Source organism: Burkholderia sp. USMB20 (genome assembly GCF_000949135.2).
GTDB lineage: Bacteria > Pseudomonadota > Gammaproteobacteria > Burkholderiales > Burkholderiaceae > Burkholderia.
In genome coordinates, this window is sequence record NZ_JTAN02000012.1 from 643,721 (window position 1) to 661,359 (window position 17,639).

A 17,639-nucleotide genomic window follows, 5' to 3' on the forward strand; every position below is an offset into this window, starting at 1 on the left:
AACCGCGCGTGTCTCCTCAGGAGGCCGCGCGGTTTTGTTTTGTGCGCGGTTTGGCGCCGATGGTGGTGTTCTTTCGTGTGCGGGTGGGCGCTGGCAGCGCGGCGGGGTTCGGCGAGGTTTTCGTACGCTTCGCTCGCGTTGCGCCGGTTGAGCGAGTGGCGCCCGTTGCGCCGCGCTCGGTGGTGGCCGGAGCAGCGGCTTCGACGGCTTCGGTTCTGGCCATTCCGGCCGCCGACGCACCGCGGCGCGCCGGCGATGTTGAAGCGCTGCCGGCGCGTGCCTTCGCGACGGACTTGCCGCCGGCCGCCGGCGCTTTCCGTTTCGGCGTCGAGTTGACGGCAGGCTCGTCCTGCTTTGCCGCCGTGCTGCGCGACGCGGCCTTTTTTGCTTCGGCAGCGTCGCCGTTCGTCGCACGCTTGCTGGCTGGAGCTGCTTTCGTCTTCGCACGAGCCTGCGCGCTTTGCCCGGACTTCGAGGTCTTGCCGGACCGCGATGCTTTCCCGTCACTACCGGCCTTCGCGGCTTTCTTCACGGGTCGTTCCGTTTCGACCGCCTGCATCGCGATTTCGGCGGGCTGCGGCGCCTTCTTCATCACTTTCTTCCGACGCCGCGTGCCGGCCTTCAAACCGTCCGCATCGACTTCCCCGTCGATCGACATCCCGGCCGGCAGCACCGATTCCAGCGTCCGCAATCCTGCCGCCAGTTCGCGCTTCTGCGCGGCGGTCAGCCGCTTCACCCAGTACTCGGCGCGCGACGCGATCGACCGGTCGGGCAGCGGGAACGACGCGAGCACCGCGCGCGGCTTGCGCGAGCGCGTATAGCGCGCGCCCTTGCCGGCTGCGTGCTCGTCGAAGCGCGCGGCGACGTCGGTCGTGATGCCGGTGTAGACGCTGTCGTCGGCACACTCGATCAGATACAGAAACCAGGACATGGGGAGGCGGCGGGATGCGAAGCCGTCAGTGTCTCAGAATTGGCGCGTGCCGCCGCAAGCGACATGATTCGCGCCCGCCGTCACGGCCCCCGCCGGAACGGATCGTGCTCGCGCAGCTCGTCGACGTACGCGTGGATATGCTCGGTCTCGCGTTCGAGAAAGCGCGCGACCGCATCGGAGAACGCCGGGTGCGCGAGCCAGTGCGCGGAATGCGTGACGGTCGGCAGGAAGCCGCGCGCGAGCTTGTGCTCGCCTTGCGCACCGCCCTCGAACGTGTCGAGCCCGGCCTCGATGCAGAATTCGAGCAACTGGTAGTAGGCCGTTTCGAAATGCAGGCAGGGCACGTGTTCGAGCGCGCCCCAGTAGCGGCCGTACAGCGTGCCGCCGCGGCCGTTCGCGCCGCGCCGGTAGACGGCGAGCGAGCTCGCGATCGGTTTGCCGTCGGCTTCGGCGATCACGAGCAGCAGGTTCTCCGGCATCGTCGCGCCGATCGCGCGGAAGAAGTCGAGATTCAGGTACGGGCTCGAATAGTGCTCGCGATAGGTCTGCCGGTAGCAGCGCGAGAAGACGCGCCAGTCGGCGTCGGTGATCTGCTCGCCGGCGAGTCGCCGGAACGTGACGCCGGCATCGCGCACCTTGCGACGTTCCGCGCGGATGTTCTTGCGCTTCTTCTGCTCGAGCGTGCCGAGGAAGTCGTCGAAGTCGCGGTAGCCGTCGTTGAGCCAGTGGAACTGCACGCCTTCGCGCAACATCATCCCCATCGACTCGAGCAGCCGCGCCTCGTCGCCGGTCGGGAACAGCACGTGCAGCGACGACACGTCGCTTTGCTCGGCGAACGCGAGCAGCGTGGCCGCGAGCCGGCGGCGCGCGTCGTCGTCGGCCGCGAGCAGGCGCGTGCCCTGCACGGGCGTGAACGGCACCGCGCACAGCAGCTTCGGATAGTAGGACAGCCCGTTGCGCTGGTACGCGTCGGCCCACGCCCAGTCGAACACGTATTCGCCGTACGAATGCTGTTTCGCGTAGACGGGCGCGGCCGCCGCGAGCCGGCCGGTGCGCGCGTCGGTCAGCGTGACGAAGTGCGGCGACCAGCCGGTGTCGTCGACCGCGCAGCGCGCGACGTGCAGTGCGTCGAGGAATTCGTGGCGCAGGAACGGCGTCGGCTGCGCGTCGCGCTCGAGCAGCGCGTTCCATTCGTCGGCCGGCACCTCCGCGGGGGACGACAGGATGCCCGTGCGATAATCGATGCGTTCGTGTTTCAAGCGTGAATCCGTACAGTTGGATGCCGCCGGATGCGTGCCGCCGTGGCCCGCTTCCGAGGCGTTTTCGTCAGCCGTTCAGGGCGCGCCGCCGGGCTGCGCCGATCCCGTCATGAAGACCCGACTCGCTCTCGCCCAGATCAACGTCACCGTCGGCGATTTCGCCGGCAACGTCGCGCGGATCGTCGCGGCCGCCCGCGCCGCGCACAACGATGGTGCGCGCCTGATGATCGCGCCCGAACTCGCGCTGTCCGGCTATCCGCCGGAAGACCTGCTGCTGCGGCCCGCGTTCTACACGGCGGCGGCCGCCGCGCTCGACGCGCTCGCCGATGCGCTGCGTGCGTTCGACGGGCTCGCGGTGCTGGTCGGCCATCCGTTGCGCAGCGCGGGCGGCGATCCGTCGGGCGGCGCTCCGCACGCGCCAGCCGTCGATGGTAATGCAAACCGCCCGATCGAGCGCGGCGTGCCGCCGGCCGACACCTACAACGCGGTATCGCTGATCGTCGGCGGCGAGATCGTCGGCACCTACCGCAAGCAGGATCTGCCGAACGCCGACGTGTTCGACGAGAAGCGCTACTTCGCGACCGACACCGAGCCGCTCGTGTTCGAGCTCGACGGCGTCAGATACGGCGTGATCATCTGCGAGGACGCATGGCATGCGTCGGCCGCGCAGATCGCGAAGGCCGCCGGCGCGCAGGTGCTGCTGATCCCGAACGGTTCGCCGTACCACATGAACAAGGAAGCGCTGCGCATCGACATCCTGCGCGCGCGGATCCGCGAAACCGGGCTGCCGATGGTGTACGTGAACCTCGTCGGCGGCCAGGACGAGCTCGTGTTCGACGGCGGCTCGTTCGTGCTCGACGGCGAGGGCGCGCTCGTCGCGAAGATGCCGCAGTTCGACGAAGGGCACGCGATCGTCGAGTTCGACGGCGCGCGCCCGCTGCCGGGTGCGATCGCGCCCGAACTGCCGGTCGACGCGCAGGTCTATCGCGCGCTCGTGACCGGCGTGCGCGACTACATCGGCAAGAACGGTTTCCCCGGCGTGCTGATCGGGCTGTCGGGCGGCGTCGATTCGGCGCTGGTGCTCGCGGTCGCCTGCGACGCGCTTGGGCCCGAGCGCGTGCGCGCGGTGATGATGCCGTCGCGCTACACGGCCGACATCTCGACCACCGACGCGGCGGAGATGGCGCGGCGCGTCGGCGTGCGCTATGACGAGATCGCGATCGCGCCGATGTTCGACGCGTTCCGCGCGGCGCTCGCGGGCGAATTCGCGGGCCGCGCGGAGGACGCGACGGAAGAGAACATCCAGGCGCGCATCCGCGGCACGCTGCTGATGGCGCTGTCGAACAAGTTCGGCTCGATCGTGCTGACGACCGGCAACAAGAGCGAGATGGCGGTCGGCTACTGCACGCTGTACGGCGACATGGCCGGCGGCTTCGCGGTGATCAAGGACATCGCGAAGACGCTGGTCTACCGGCTGTGCCGCTATCGCAACGCCACTGCGGACTACGGGCTGCGCGACGTGATCCCCGAGCGGATCCTGACGCGCGCGCCGTCGGCCGAGTTGCGCGAGAACCAGACGGACCAGGACAGCCTGCCGCCGTATGACGTGCTCGACGCGATCATGCGGATGTACATGGAGGAGGACCGGCCGCTCGCGGAGATCGTCGCGGCCGGCTATGCGGAGGCCGACGTCGCGCGCGTGACGCGGCTCATCAAGATCAGTGAATACAAGCGCCGCCAGGCGCCGATCGGCATTCGCGTCACGCATCGCGCGTTCGGACGCGACTGGCGCTATCCGATCACGTCACGCTTTACCGAACGTCTCGACTGAGCCGTGCCGCGCCGTGCGCGGCCGGCCGGCTTACGGCTTACACTTACGGCTTAAAATCGGGATTGCGATTTTTCATCCAAACGAGCATTGAGGGACAACCATCATGAAACGCATCACCGCCATCATCAAGCCGTTCAAGCTGGACGAAGTCCGCGAAGCGCTCGCCGAAGTGGGCCTCACCGGCCTGACCGTGACGGAAGTGAAGGGCTTCGGCCGCCAGAAGGGGCACACCGAGCTGTATCGCGGCGCCGAATACGTGGTCGACTTCCTGCCGAAGATGAAGATCGAGGTGGTCGTCGCGGAAGCGCAGGTCGACCAGGTGATCGACGCGGTGATCGGCGCGGCGCGCACGGGCAAGATCGGCGACGGCAAGATCTTCGTGTCGGACGTCGAGCGCGTGATCCGCATCCGCACCGGCGAAGAGAACGAAGCGGCGGTCTGAGCGCCGCATCCGGCCCGTTCGGCAGAGCGGGCAGAGCGGGCAGAGCGGGCAGAGCGGGCAGAGCGGGCCGCGGATCGCACGATCCCGGCCCGCCAATAAAAAACGGTGCGGATACCCGGGAGGGTACCGCACCGATACGCGCCTCTCGCAGCAGCGTGGAAAGTGTTGTCGAATCGTTCTCTGGACGGCGCCTGATCAGAACAGGTGCTGGATGCCGGCGTAGACGCCGGTCTGGCTGCCGCCCGGATGCGGGTTGCCCGTCGACACGGCGGTGCCTGCACCGTTCGCGTTCAGGCCGAAGTTGGCCGTCGAGCTGTTGCGCACCGTCGCGACCTGCACGTCGAACAGCGTGCGCTTCGAGATGTTGTACGAACCGCCGACCGTGTAGATGTTCGCGTTGCCGCCGCCGTGGTTGGCATTCACGTGGTACACGGCCGCGATCAGCGCTGCCGCCGGCGTGGCCTGCCACGTCACGCCGCCCCAGACCTGCTGGGTGCCGGTGATGCCGTTGTTGACGGCCGGGCCGCCGCTGCCGTCAGCATGCGACGACTGGTAAGCCGCCTGCAGCTTGAACTGGCCGAGGAACACGTTCAGGCCCGCGAAGTATTCACGCGAGTAGTTGAACACGTCCGAGAAGCGGCCGTTGCTGTCGCGCGTTTCGTCGTAGATGCCGCGCAACTGGAACAGCGAGTTCGTATACGTGACCTGTGCGCCGGCTGCACGGCCCGGCTGGCCGGCCGTCGTGTTGCCGTTGAAGCTGGTCGAGTTCGAGAACGCGAACTGGCCGTAGAAGTCGAGGCCGTAGAACTGCGGCGACTGGTACGACACGTTGTTGCTGGTCTTGTTCCAGTTGCGGCCGCGCACGAGCGATGCCGACGACCAGCTCGACTGGCCCAGCGGATCGAAGTCCCACACGCCGTTCGCGATCGCGAGTTCGCGACCCAGCAGCAGCGTACCGTAGCGGTCGTTGGAGATGCCGACGGTCGCGAAACGATCCCAGATCGAGCCGCTGAAGCCGCCCGTCATCGTGTTGAACGCGCCTTCGAGGTGGAACAGGACCTTGTTGCCGCCGCCGATGTCCTCGCTGCCCTTCAAGCCCCACAGGCTCGTGCCCCAGTCGCCGCTTTCCGCGCGCACTTGGTGGCCGTTCTGCAGGCCGTTCAGGTACTCGAGGCCGGCATCCAGGCGACCATACAGCGTGACGCTGCTCTGCGCGTGCGCCGTAACCACCCCAGCAGCCATCAGCGCGGCCGCGACCAAAGCTTTCTTCATCATCTCCTCCATACCCTGTCAAAAAGTCAACCCAGACTGCACGAGATGCCCGGAGCAGCGAGCGCCGGGCAAAAGCGAAAAGCGGGATAACCAGGGAGACCTCGTGCAGAGCCGGTAAGCGCGGCACGCGGGCAAGCGGACGGAAAACCGTTGAGCGGTCCCGCGCGGCCGGGTCGGCTTGCGGGGTCTCCTTGTTGTGTCGTGAAGCTAAACTACATTTCACGAACTTCGTTTTGCTACTTTGGTTACTAATTTAGCAAAAATACAATTTTGTGGCGATGGAAATCGTTGTTTGACTAACACGTGTCGCCAATTTGCCATGCAACACAGTGCGCAGCGGGTGACCAAGGGGCCGTCGATTCCCGGAAAACCCTTGTGAGACAAGGGAGACACGGATTCGGCGCCGGTGGGTCAAGGATTGTCACTATTGACGTTGCCGGGGCGCGAGCGTAAGCGCCGCACGTGCGGAATTGGTAAGTATTTCGTAATGAATTGGCGGTGGTCCGCCGCCGCCCGGGCGCCGGAAACGCTGGTGCGGCGGGGCGCTCCGCGCGCCGCACCGCAGCGTCGAACTCAACCGCCCGCCGGCCGGACGTCGAGCAGTTGCGCGCGCAGCCACCGGTGCGCGTCGGTGCGCGCATGCTTCGCGTGCGAGTAGACCTTCACCGTGTAGCGCGGGATCTCGAACGGCGCGGGGAAGATGCGGATCGGCGCCGCGTGGCGCAGTGCCTGTGCGGCACGGTTCGGCACCGTCATCAGGAGTGCCGATTCCGCGATCACGAACGGTGCGGCCAGCACGCTCGGCAACTGCACGGCGACCTGCCGCGCGAGGCCGAGCCGGTCGAGCACGTAGTCGACGACGCCGCGCGACTCGTTCCACGGCGTGACGACGACGTGGCGTGCCGCGAGGTACTGGTCGAGCGTCAGCCGCCGGCGGATGTCCGGATGCGTGGCGCTCGCGATCACCACGTAGTCGTCCGAGAACCAGTCGAAATCCTCGATGCCCGGCGCGTCGGCGGCCGACTCCTCGTGATAGCCGAGCGCGAAGTCGATGCGGCCGGCCGCGAGTTCGTCGATCGAGATCTTCCGGTCGGAGTGGACGACGCGGATCCGCAGCCGCGGGGCGACCTGCTCGATACGCGCGAGCAACGCCGGCAGCACCGCGAACGCCGTGTAGTCGCTCGCGGCGAACACGAACGTGCGGTCGCTTTGCGCGGGATCGAAGCGGCGTGCGCGAGCGAGCCCCTTCGACATCGTGTCGAGCGCGTCGCCGGCCCAGGTGGCGATGTCGTCGGCGCGCACGGTCGGCTGCATCTCGTTGCCGAGGCGTACGAACAACGCATCGCCGATCGCTTCGCGCAGCCGGGCGAGCGCGTGGCTGAGCGCGGACGGGCTCATCGCCAGCTCGTGCGCGGCCGCGGCGACCGAGCGGTGGCGGTACAGCGCGTCGAACGCGAGCAGCAGGTTCAGGTCGAGACGGCGCAGCTCTGGATGCATCATGTTCATGTCAGGATGAAGAAACTGCACTTCCTGCAGTTGTCTCGTGAACGTAGCATGTCGATCCGGGCGGCGTCACGCGCGATTGCGCGAGCGAGCGCCGCCGCATTCCGTTTTCAGTCCGGGCCGAAGGAGGGCTCCCCACCGTGCAAATCGACATCCGTTCGGCCACCGTCGCCGACGTGCCGCAGATCCTGCGTTTCATCACCGAACTGGCCATCTACGAGAAGGCGGAGCATGAAGTGGTCGCGACGCCTGCGTCGCTCGAGCGCAGCCTGTTCGGCGAAGGTTCACCCGCGCGTGCGCTGATCTGCGAGGTCGACGGCGAGCCGGCCGGCTTCGCCGTGTATTTCTTCTCGTATTCGACGTGGCTCGGCCGCCAGGGCCTGTATCTCGAGGATCTGTACGTGTCGCCGCGCTTTCGCGGCGCGGGCGCCGGGCTGCGGCTGCTGAAGGCGCTCGCGCGCGTCGCGGTGGATACCGGCTGCGGGCGTTTCGAATGGAGCGTGCTCGACTGGAACGAGCCGGCGATCCGCTTTTACGAAAGCGTCGGCGCCGCGCCGCAGAGCGAATGGGTGCGCTACCGGCTCGCGGGCGACGCGTTGCGCGCGTTCGCCGACGGCGCGCCGGTGGACGCCGCGTAAACGCAAGACGGGCGCCTCATGGCGCCCGTTCGTGCAGTGCGACGCAGGGGAGCGCGCGTTACTTGAGGCTGCCCGACAGGAACCCGCGCAGGCGTTCGCTCTTCGGGTTCGCGAACACCTCGGACGGCACGCCTTCTTCCTCGACGCGTCCCTGGTGCAGGAACATCACGTGGTTCGACACGTTGCGCGCGAAGCCCATCTCGTGCGTGACGACGATCATCGTGCGGCCTTCCTCGGCCAGCTTCTGCATCACCTTCAGCACTTCGCCGACCAGTTCCGGGTCGAGCGCCGACGTCGGCTCGTCGAACAGCATCACGTCCGGATGCATCGCCAGCGCCCGCGCGATCGCGACACGTTGCTGCTGGCCGCCCGACAGGTGCGACGGATACTGCTTCTCGACGCGCGGCGCGAGACCGACCTTCTCGAGGTACTCGCGCGCGCGGTCTTCGGCTTCCTTCTTCGGGATGCCGAGCACGTTGACGGGCGCTTCCATCACGTTCTCGATCACGTTCATGTGCGACCAGAGATTGAAGTGCTGGAACACCATCGACAGCTTGGTGCGCACGCGCTGCAGCTGCTTCGAATCCGCGGCGCGCAGCGCGCCCGTCTTGTCGAGCGCGGTGCGCACTTCCTCGCCGTCGACGAAGATGCGGCCGGAGTTGGGCTGTTCGAGGAAGTTGATGCAGCGGAGCATCGTGCTCTTGCCGGAACCGGACGAGCCGATCACGCTGATCACGTCGCCCGAGTTCGCCTTCAGCGATACGCCCTTGAGCACCTCGTTGTCGCCGTACCGCTTGTGCAGATCGTCGACGAAAAGCTTCTGAGTCTGGGAATTCATGAATAGTCCTGCGGAAACTTACTTGCCTTGCGGGCGCAGATACGCGAGCCAGCGACGCTCGGCCTGGCGGAACAGCCACACGAGCGCGAACGAGATCACGAGATAGAGCAGGGCGGCGATGCCGAATGCGTGGAACGACATGTAGGTCGCCGAGTTCACGTCGCGCGCGATCTTCAGGATGTCCGGCACGGTTGCGGTGAACGCGACGGTGGTCGCGTGCAGCATCAGGATCACTTCGTTGCTGTAGAGCGGCAGCGCGCGGCGCAGCGCGGACGGCAGGATCACGCGGCGATACATCGTGAAGGTGGACATCCCGTACGCGCGCGCGGCCTCGATCTCGCCGTACGACGTCGCCTTGATCGCGCCCGCGAAGATCTCGGTGGTGTACGCGCAGGTGTTCAGCGTGAACGCGAGCAGCGTGCAGTGCATGCCGTCGCGGAAGAACGCGTCGAGCAGCGGCGTGCCGCGCACGACCTGCAGGCTGTAGAGGCCGGTGTAGCAGAGCAGCAGCTGCACGTAGAGCGGCGTGCCGCGGAACACGTACGTATAGAGCCACACGGCGCTCGACAGCCACTTCCTCTTCGACACGCGGGCCACCGCGAGCGGCACCGACAGGCAGAAGCCGAGGCCGATCGACACGACCAGCAGCCACAGCGTGATCGCGACGCCGGTGATCCGGAAGCCGTCGGTGTAGAGGTAGTTGCGCCAGTATTCTTGGATGAGTTCGATCATAGGTCAGCCTTGCGGACACCGGTCGAGTAGCGCTTTTCGAGCCACATCAGCACGAAGTTCGAGATCGTCGTGATGGCGAGATAGACCGCACCGGCGATCAGCGTGAAGAAGAAGAACCGCAGCGTGCCCTTGCCGGCGTCCTGCGACGCCTTCACGACGTCCGCGAGGCCGATGATCGACACCAGCGCGGTCGACTTCACGAGCACCTGCCAGTTGTTGCCGATGCCGGGCAGCGCGAAGCGCATCATCTGCGGGAACATGATCCGCGTGAACACCTGCCAGTTGGTCATCCCGTACGCGCTGCCGGCCTCGAGCTGGCCGCGCGGCACCGACAGGAACGCGCCGCGGAAGGTCTCGGTGAAGTACGCGCCGTAGATGAAGCCGAGCACGAGCACGCCGGCGAGGAACGGGTCGATGTCGATCTGGTCCCAGCCGAGCGCGTCGGTCGCCATGTTCAGCCAGATCTGCAGGCTGTAGAACAGCAGCAGCATCAGCACGAGGTCGGGCACGCCGCGGATCAGCGTCGTGTAGACGGTGCCGGCGCCGTTCGTGAAGCGGTTGCGCGACAGCTTCGCGCCCGCGCCGAGCAGGCCCAGCAGGAACGACAGCGCGAGCGAAAGCACCGCCAGCTTGACGGTTTGCCAGGTGCCGGCGAGGATCAGCGGGCCGTAGCCTTGTAGAAACATATGTGGTCCCTGGTGTGGTCCCGGACGGCGCACGCGGTGCGCCGCGAAAGACGCGCCCGCCAAGCTGCGCGGAACGCCCCGTACGTATCATGACCGTCCGCCCCGGCAACGGTGCCGGGCCAGCCCGTCGCGCGAGCGGCGGGCGAGGGGGCGGGCGGCGCGTGGTTGACTGCCTGTCGTGCCGGACGCGGGGCCGCCCCCGCATCCGCTTCCCGGTATTGTCGGCGCTCAGCGCGCCGAGTAGACGCTGAACGAGAAATACTTGTGCGACAGCCGGTCGTACGTGCCGTCCTTGTGCATGTCGGCCAGCGCCTTGTTGATCTTGAGCTTCAGGTCCGTGTCGTCCTTGCGCAGGCCGATCGCGGTGCCGTCGCCGATCGTCTTCGGATCCTTCACCTCCGGGCCGGCGAACGCGAAGCCCTTGCCGCGCGGCGTGCGCAGGAAGCCGTAGTCGGCCTGCAGTTCATCCTGCAGCGTCGCGTCGAGGCGGCCCGAGCCGAGATCGGCATAGACCTGGTCCTGGTTCTGGTAAGGAACGATCGTCACGCCCTGCGGTTCCCAGTACGCCTTCGCGTAGGATTCCTGCGTCGAGCCCTGTTCGACGCCGACGTGCTTGCCCTTGAGCGACGCGACCGTCGGCAGCAGCGGCGAGCCGGCCTTCGCGATCATCCGCGCGGGCGCGTCGTACACCTTGTCGGAGAAGTCGATCTGCTCGCGACGCTTGTCCGTGACGGTCAGCGACGACACGATGACGTCGTACTTCTTCGCCTTCAGTGCGGGGATGATTCCGTCGAGATCCTGCGCGACCCACACGCACTTCACGTTGATCCGCTTGCAGATTTCCTTGGTGAGATCGACGTCGAAACCGACGATCTCGCCGCTCGGCGCGGTCGACTCGAACGGCGGGTAGCTGGCATCGACACCGATCCGCACGGTCTTCCACTCTTTCGCGAAGGCGCTGCCCGCCACGAGGGCGAGGGCGGCGCACAGGGCGGCCTTCTTCATTTCCATCCTTTTGTCGCTCACTTCCGGGGAGGCGCTCGCGGCCGGTCGGGCCGGGCGCCGCGGCGTATTCTAGACGGCCAAAATTCGTGTTTCGGCGCGCAGGCAACGGCGCTCGCCGGACGGGCGAACGCCAAAAGGGCGGTATTTTACCCGAACGCGATACCCGGAAAACGGCAATCCGGCGCGACCGATCGATTCTTCGATTCGGGCGTTGCGGCAATCGTGGTATTCGCAACGGGCATTGCGCCGATTGGGTTCGCGGGTGCAACGATGCGGTGCGCGGGCGGCGGATTGTGGCGCGCCCGGCACGCCCCTACAGTGCAGGTAAACCCGAAGAAAGAATATCTGCCTGCCGGAGTGCCCGCCCCATGTTCCAGATCCGCCGCGCTGCCGACCGCTGCCACACGCGCCAAGGCTGGCTCGAATCGAGCCACAGCTTTGCGCTTGCCGGCGCCGCCGGGGCCGCGCATCCGCCCTTCGGCGCGCTGCGCGCGCTGAGCGAGGACCGGATCGCGCCGACGCGCGGCTTCGGGATGCAGCCGCGCCGCGACCTCGAAATCGTCACCTGCGTGCTCGACGGCGCGCTCGCGCATCGCGACAGCCTCGGCAACGGCGCCATCGTGCGGGCCGGCGGCGTCCAGCGGATGAGCGCCGGCACGGGGCTGATGCACAGCGAAACCAATGCGTCGCGCGACCGGGTGCTGCATCTGCTGCAGATCTGGCTGCAGCCGGCGGAGCGGGGCGGACGGCCCGGCTACGCGGAGCGGCATTTCGCCGACGACGAGAAGCGCGGCCGCCTGCGGCTCGTCGCGTCGCCGGACGGCGACGACGGTGCGCTGTCGATCCGTGCGGATGCGCGGATCTTCGCGGGGCTGATCGATGGCGACGAGGCGGCGGCATTCGCCGTGCCGGCCGGGCGCAGCACCTACGTGCACGTGGTGCGCGGCGACGTGGAGGTCAACGGCCACGCGCTGGCCGCGGGCGACGGCGCGCGGATCGCCGGGGTAGAAGCGGTCGCGTTCGCACGCGGCCGGGCGGCCGAGGTGCTGCTGTTCGACGTCGCCTGAAATGAAACGGGGGACGCGGGCCGGGTGCCCGCGTCCCCCGCGATGCCGCCCGGGAGGCGGCCCGCCGGCTTACTGCGCCGGTGCCGACGCGCCCTTGGCCGCGCGGTGCTGCTCCCAGCGTTCCTTCATCTTCTCGTGACGCTGCTCCATCCGCGCGAACTGCTGCTTCAGCGCGGTGCTGACCGTCGTCTTCTGCTGGTCGTTCAGCCCGTTGTAGAACGCGAGCCAGGCGGCCGAGCTCTGCTCGCGCAGCTGCGCGTTCTGCTGCTCGGCCTGCTGGCGGGCGGCGTGCATCGCGTTCAGGTCGAGGATCGGCTGGTTCTGCTGCGCCTTGAACTGCTCGCGCATCTGCTCGTGGCTCTTGCGCATCGCTTCATGGTTCTGCTTCATCGTGTTGACGGCCGTCTGCCACTGCTGTTCCTGCGACGCGTTGAGCTTGAGCTGGTCGTGCAGCTTCATGATCACGCCGAACGGGCCGCCGTCATGGCCGCCGTGCATCTGGTGCATGCCGGGGCCGCCCGGCGGCGGCATGTCGTTGGGCTGCGCGGCATGCGCGGTGCCGAATGCGAGAGCGAGCACGGTGGCGGCCGCAATGGCCACGCGGGAAGTGTTCTTATACATTTCAGAAACTCCTTGTATCCAAAGGGTCCGGCGATGCGGCGCGCGGGGTGACCCGGGTGCCGCATCCGGTAAGACGCAGGTTAGCGGCGCGTGCTCGGGCCGGTGTTACGCGGGATGGCTGCCGGGTTACGGCGCATTACAGTTCCCTTGCGCCGTAACCCGCAGTAACCCTTTCGTCCCTTTGTTTCGTTCTTCGACTCTGCACTCGCGCGCTAAACTTCGAGCATGACTACCCAGATCCTCATCGTCGACGACGACCAAGAACTCCGAGACCTGCTGCGCGACTATCTCGTGCGCCAGGGGATGGAAGTGTCCGTGCTGCACGACGCGGCGACGCTCGAGAAGCGCCTCGAGCGCGAGCGGCCCGACCTGATCGTGCTGGACCTGATGATGCCGGGCGTGGACGGCCTGACCGCGCTGCGCCAGCTGCGCGCGGCCGGCGACGACATCCCCGTGATCATGCTGACCGCGCGCGCGGACGACGTCGATCGCATCGTCGGGCTCGAACTCGGCGCGGACGACTACCTCGGCAAGCCGTTCAACCCGCGCGAGCTGCTCGCGCGCGTGCAGGCCGTGCTGCGCCGCCGCCGCGCGACGCCGTCGGCGGCGGCGCCCGAGCAGCGCGAGCCGTTCGCGTTCGGCCGTTTCGTGCTCGACTTCCAGGCGCGCACGCTGTCGGTCGACGGCAAGCCGGCGACGCTGTCGAGCAGCGAATTCGCGCTGCTGAAGATCTTCGTGAATCACGCGCTGCGCACGCTCACGCGCGAACGGCTGCTCGAGCTGCTGCACGGGCCCGAGTACGACGGCACCGACCGCGGCATCGACGTCCAGGTATGGCGCCTGCGCCGCATCCTGGAAACGGATCCGTCGACGCCGCGCTTCATCCAGACGGTCCGCGGGCGCGGCTACGTGTTCGTGCCCGACGGCGAGGCCCATGCGCAAGCCCATTGATTCGCTGTTCGGGCGGCTGGCGCTGCTGGTCGTCGGCGTGTTGCTCCTGTCGCACTTCGCGTGGTTCTTCGCGATGCGCCTCGAGCGCAACCAGATGCAGACGCGTTATGCCGTCGAGGAGGCCGCGTTCCTCGTCGACGCCGTGCGCCAGCACGTCGAGCGCACGCCCGACCAGCCGCTGCCGTCGCGGGTGCGGCTGGTGTCGCCGGACAGTCCCGATGTGCCGAAAGACGCCGATTCGAACCTGGCGGCGCCGCTCAAGCGTTTCCGCGACGACGTGAGCGAGCGGATGCCGCCCGGCACACTGGTCGAGATCGGCGCGCCGGGCCATCCGCCGGTGCTGTGGGTCAAGGAGCCGAGCGACCGCAACTGGATCGTGGTGCCGGTGCAGCCGCTGCGCCCGCCGCGCTCGCTCGACCGGATGCTGCTGTGGCTCGGCACGATTTTTCTCGGCCGGCCGGTGATCGCCGCGCTGTTCGCGGCCTGGCAGCTGCAGCAGCCGGCTGCGCTCGCTGGCGCGCGCGTCGCGCGCTTCGGGCCGCGCCAGCCGGTGCCGCCGTTGCGGCGAGCGCGGCCCGCGCGAGCTGGCCGAGCTCACGCACGGCTTCAACCAGATGGTGGAACAGGTGTCGCAGGCCGAGAGCGACCGCGCGGTGATGCTGGCCGGCGTCGCGCACGACCTGCGCACGCCGCTCGCCCGGATGCGCCTGCGCGCGGAAATGATGGACGACGCACGGCTGCGCGACGGTGTGGTGCGCGATGTCGACTCGATGTCGCACATCGTCGACCAGTTCCTCGTGTTCGCGCACGGCGGGGCGGACCGCAGCGAGCCCGTGCCGGTCGACCAGACCTGCGAGCGGATCGCCCGCAGCTATCGCGCGGTCGCACCGAACGCGCCGGCGGTCCAGACGCATCTGGCCGCCGACGAAGGCTTCCGCCTGCCGACCGCGACGCTCGACCGGATCCTGTCGAACCTGCTGGACAATGCGCATGCGTACGGCGCGCCGCCCGTGCTGATCGAGACGGCGCGTACGCCGGCGGGCTACGTGCTGTCGGTCAGCGACAGCGGCGGCGGAATTGCGCCGCGCGACCTGGCGGCCGCGACGCGGCCGTTCGTGCGGCTCGACCCCGCGCGGGGCGGGAACGGCCACAGCGGGCTCGGGCTGGCGATCGTCGAGCGGCTGGTGCTGCGGCTGGGCGGGGCGTGCGAGATCGGCAATCGTCCCGAGGGCGGCCTGCGCGTGGCGATGACGTTCCCGTTCGACGTGGTGCCGAAGGACGAACTTCACGCCCAGGCCGCGTAAGCGGCGCATGCGGCGCCTGCCGGGCACGCGCCGCGCGGCATCATTCGCCGAACAGCGTGCCGAGCGTCTCGGCGGCGTTGCTGTCGATGGTGTTGTAGGTCACGCTCGTGGCCTCGAAGATATAGACGGTCGTATAGCGGCCGAGGCGCTCCAGGATCTCCTCCTGCAGCGATTCCGGCACGACGTTCATGTTCAGGTACCACGCCGTCGACGACAGCCGGGTCTGGAACGACCCGTACTCCTGCATCAGCTCGTAGAACGCATCGGCGTCCTGATCGCGGCAGACGATCACCAAGTTTCCTGCCATTCGCTTCCTCCCGCTGGTCGGTCGATCCCTGGCGGCTATGGGGCTAGCGACGCCAGGGGCTAGCCCCGATCATACCTGCTTCGCCGCAATCGTCCGCTGACATCCGCCATGGTTTGCGTCCGTGTGCGGCTGGCGGGTTCCCGGCCGGCCCGGATCACGGCATAATTCGGGGCCTGCATGCCGGCCGCACGACCGCGGCCGGGCTGCTCCGCACCGCACGCCTGCCGTTCGCCGGCGTGCCGGGCACGATCCGTGCGCCGCCCGCGCGCCGCGCCGGCCCCGCACGGTTGAACCTGAAATACAGGTTGGTGTAGTGTCGTGCCGTCGCGGCCCGACTCGCCGCGCCCGGGGGGCGCAGCTTGCACGCACGGCGCCCCGCGCCGGCGTGAGATCGTGAATCAATCGAATTACCGCGTCGAATTACCGCGCCCGTGCGCTTTGCCATGAATCAACATCGTCTGCCGGCTTCGTTCGGCCTTACCGGGGAGGGCGCCTGATGGACGTCGGATTCTTCAATCCGAACCGGACCGCCAACGCGTCCGCGTGGCGCGTCCTGCCGAACCGGTGGGACTTCATCGCGTTTCCGCTGATCATCTGCCTGATCGCGATGGCGGTCGTCGGCTTTCATGAAACGATGGCGCCGATCGGGACCCTTCAGACCCAGAAGATCTCGCTCGACCCGTCGAACCTGCCCGAATACGCGTTGCGCACCACGCTGCGGATGCTCGCCGCGATGGTCGCGTCGCTGGTGTTTACGCTCGTCTACGGCACGCTCGCCGCGAAAAGCCGCCGCGCCGGCATGGTGCTGATCCCGATCCTCGACATCCTGCAGTCGGTGCCGGTGCTCGGCTTCATCTCGTTTACGGTCACGTTCTTCCTCGCGCTGTTCCCGAGCCGCGTGCTCGGCGCCGAGCTCGCGGCGATCTTCGCGATCTTCACGAGCCAGGCGTGGAACATGACGTTCAGCTTCTACCAGTCGCTGCGCACGGTGCCGCGCGACCTGGACGAAGTGTCGCGCGGCTTCCACCTGACGTCGTGGCAGCGCTTCTGGAAGCTCGAGGTGCCGTTCTCGATGCCGGGGCTGATCTGGAACATGATGATGTCGATGTCGGGCGGCTGGTTCTTCGTCGTCGCGTCGGAGGCGATCACCGTCGGCAACCAGACGATCACGCTGCCGGGCATCGGCGCGTATCTCGCGCAGGCGATCGCCGACCAGAACCTCGGCGCGGTGGGCTGGGTCATCGTCGCGATGTCGGTCGTGATCCTCGCGTACGACCAGTTCCTGTTCCGCCCGCTCGTCGCGTGGGCCGACAAGTTCCGGATGGAGAACACCGCGTCGGGCGATGCGCCGCAGTCCTGGCTGCTCGACATGCTGCGCCGCACGCACCTGATCCACCAGCTGCTCGTGCCGGCCGGCTGGCTGCTGTCGCAGGCCGCGCGGATTCCGTTGCGCGTGCCGGCGCTCACGAGCAAGCGCTCGCGCGGCACGTCGGCGCGCGGTTCGTCGCGCGCCGGCGATATCGTGTGGGGCGCGTTCGTGATCCTGCTGACGGTGTACGTCGGGTGGCGCGTCGTCAGCTTCGTCGCGACCGGCGTGACGATGGGCGAGGTCGGCCATGTGCTGGTGCTCGGGCTGATCACGTTGCTGCGCGTGCTGGTGCTGATCGCGATCGCGTCGGTGGTCTGGGTGCCGCTCGGCGTGCTGATCGGGCTGCGCCCCGCGCTGGCCGAGAAGATCCAGCCGCTCGCACAGTTCCTCGCCGCGTTCCCGGCGAACCTGCTGTTCCCGGTGTTCGTGATCGTGATCGTCCACTTCCATCTGAACGCGGACATCTGGCTGTCGCCGCTGATCGTGCTCGGCACGCAGTGGTACATCCTGTTCAACGTGATCGCCGGCGCGATGTCCTATCCGAACGACTACAAGGAAGCGACGAAGAACTTCCGCATTCGCGGCTGGCAGTGGTGGCGGCAGGCGATGCTGCCCGGCATCTTCCCGTACTACGTGACCGGTGCGATCACCGCATCCGGCGGCGCGTGGAACGCGAGCATCGTGTCGGAGTTCGTGCAGTGGGGCGACACCAGGGTCGTCGCGCATGGCCTCGGCTCGTACATCGCACAGATGACCGCCGCCGGCGATTTTCCGAAGATCATCCTGGGCATCGCCGTGATGTCCCTGTTCGTCACCCTGTTCAACCGTCTGCTGTGGCGTCCGATGTACGCCTATGCGGAATCCCGGCTCCGTCTCGATTGAG

The 17,639-nt window shown here is 67.8% G+C and carries 16 protein-coding genes and 1 pseudogene; 7 read left to right on the forward strand and 10 right to left on the reverse strand.

Annotated elements, in window-relative coordinates:
* Positions 1–16: 16 nt before the first annotated feature.
* On the reverse strand, positions 17–931 hold the full coding sequence (locus PL79_RS16195; protein ID WP_044847738.1) for a GIY-YIG nuclease family protein: 915 nt from the start codon (positions 929–931) through the stop codon (positions 17–19).
* Between the two features lie 80 nt (positions 932–1,011).
* Positions 1,012–2,190 (reverse strand): GNAT family N-acetyltransferase, encoded by a 1,179-nt coding sequence (locus PL79_RS16200; RefSeq protein WP_044847739.1) that lies wholly within the window; start codon positions 2,188–2,190, stop codon positions 1,012–1,014.
* Positions 2,191–2,299: 109 nt separating this feature from the next.
* Between PL79_RS16200 and PL79_RS16205 the strand changes: the two genes are divergently transcribed.
* Together PL79_RS16205 and PL79_RS16210 are read left to right on the forward strand one after the other, a co-directional pair.
* The gene (locus PL79_RS16205; protein WP_044847748.1) at positions 2,300–4,021 is read left to right on the forward strand and encodes an NAD+ synthase; all 1,722 of its coding nucleotides are present in this window, start codon (positions 2,300–2,302) and stop codon (positions 4,019–4,021) included.
* A gap of 103 nt (positions 4,022–4,124) precedes the next feature.
* Entirely contained in the window at positions 4,125–4,463 is a 339-nt protein-coding gene (locus PL79_RS16210; RefSeq protein WP_006398637.1) for a P-II family nitrogen regulator, read from the forward strand.
* Positions 4,464–4,658: 195 nt separating this feature from the next.
* On the opposite strand, the gene PL79_RS16215 is transcribed toward PL79_RS16210, so the two are convergent.
* The gene (locus tag PL79_RS16215; RefSeq protein WP_044847749.1) at positions 4,659–5,738 is read right to left on the reverse strand and encodes a porin; all 1,080 of its coding nucleotides are present in this window, start codon (positions 5,736–5,738) and stop codon (positions 4,659–4,661) included.
* 570 nt (positions 5,739–6,308) lie between these two features.
* Complete coding sequence (locus tag PL79_RS16220) at positions 6,309–7,235, reverse strand: LysR family transcriptional regulator (RefSeq protein ID WP_044847750.1); 927 nt, start codon at positions 7,233–7,235, stop codon at positions 6,309–6,311.
* A 143-nt stretch (positions 7,236–7,378) separates the two neighbouring features.
* Between PL79_RS16220 and PL79_RS16225 the strand changes: the two genes are divergently transcribed.
* Complete coding sequence (locus PL79_RS16225) at positions 7,379–7,876, forward strand: GNAT family N-acetyltransferase (RefSeq protein ID WP_044847740.1); 498 nt, start codon at positions 7,379–7,381, stop codon at positions 7,874–7,876.
* Between the two features lie 58 nt (positions 7,877–7,934).
* Here PL79_RS16225 and PL79_RS16230 read toward each other — a convergent pair whose 3' ends face one another.
* From PL79_RS16230 to PL79_RS16245, 4 genes are all read right to left on the reverse strand, one after another.
* On the reverse strand, positions 7,935–8,714 hold the full coding sequence (locus PL79_RS16230) for an ABC transporter ATP-binding protein (RefSeq protein WP_044847741.1): 780 nt from the start codon (positions 8,712–8,714) through the stop codon (positions 7,935–7,937).
* 18 nt (positions 8,715–8,732) lie between these two features.
* Positions 8,733–9,446 carry an ABC transporter permease gene (locus tag PL79_RS16235; RefSeq protein ID WP_044847742.1) on the reverse strand — a complete coding sequence of 238 codons (714 nt, stop codon included), beginning with the start codon at positions 9,444–9,446 and terminating at the stop codon, positions 8,733–8,735.
* Positions 9,443–10,132: an ABC transporter permease gene (locus PL79_RS16240; RefSeq protein ID WP_044847743.1), complete on the reverse strand. Its 690-nt coding sequence runs from the start codon at positions 10,130–10,132 to the stop codon at positions 9,443–9,445. The genes PL79_RS16235 and PL79_RS16240 overlap by 4 nt, the downstream gene beginning before the upstream one ends.
* 228 nt (positions 10,133–10,360) lie before the next feature.
* Positions 10,361–11,137: an ABC transporter substrate-binding protein gene (locus PL79_RS16245; RefSeq protein ID WP_044847744.1), complete on the reverse strand. Its 777-nt coding sequence runs from the start codon at positions 11,135–11,137 to the stop codon at positions 10,361–10,363.
* A 368-nt stretch (positions 11,138–11,505) separates the two neighbouring features.
* Between PL79_RS16245 and PL79_RS16250 the strand changes: the two genes are divergently transcribed.
* Positions 11,506–12,204, forward strand: coding sequence for a pirin family protein (locus PL79_RS16250; RefSeq protein ID WP_044847745.1), 699 nt, complete (start codon positions 11,506–11,508; stop codon positions 12,202–12,204).
* Positions 12,205–12,273: 69 nt separating this feature from the next.
* Here the strand turns inward: PL79_RS16250 and PL79_RS16255 are convergent, their stop codons facing one another.
* Entirely contained in the window at positions 12,274–12,825 is a 552-nt protein-coding gene (locus tag PL79_RS16255) for a Spy/CpxP family protein refolding chaperone (RefSeq protein ID WP_044847746.1), read from the reverse strand.
* A gap of 225 nt (positions 12,826–13,050) precedes the next feature.
* Here PL79_RS16255 and PL79_RS16260 point away from each other — a divergent pair, with 225 nt between their 5' ends.
* Positions 13,051–13,776 (forward strand): response regulator, encoded by a 726-nt coding sequence (locus tag PL79_RS16260; RefSeq protein WP_006755678.1) that lies wholly within the window; start codon positions 13,051–13,053, stop codon positions 13,774–13,776.
* A pseudogene (locus PL79_RS16265) lies at positions 13,760–15,080 on the forward strand (ATP-binding protein). The gene PL79_RS16260 and the pseudogene PL79_RS16265 overlap by 17 nt, the downstream one beginning before the upstream one ends.
* Before the next feature lie 40 nt (positions 15,081–15,120).
* On the opposite strand, the gene PL79_RS16270 reads toward PL79_RS16265, so the two are convergent.
* On the reverse strand, positions 15,121–15,387 hold the full coding sequence (locus PL79_RS16270; RefSeq protein ID WP_027786765.1) for a double-stranded DNA-specific endonuclease: 267 nt from the start codon (positions 15,385–15,387) through the stop codon (positions 15,121–15,123).
* A gap of 496 nt (positions 15,388–15,883) precedes the next feature.
* On the opposite strand from PL79_RS16270, the gene PL79_RS16275 reads away from it, so the two are divergent.
* Positions 15,884–17,638, forward strand: coding sequence for an ABC transporter permease (locus tag PL79_RS16275; protein ID WP_135801067.1), 1,755 nt, complete (start codon positions 15,884–15,886; stop codon positions 17,636–17,638).
* Position 17,639 lies beyond the last annotated feature (1 nt).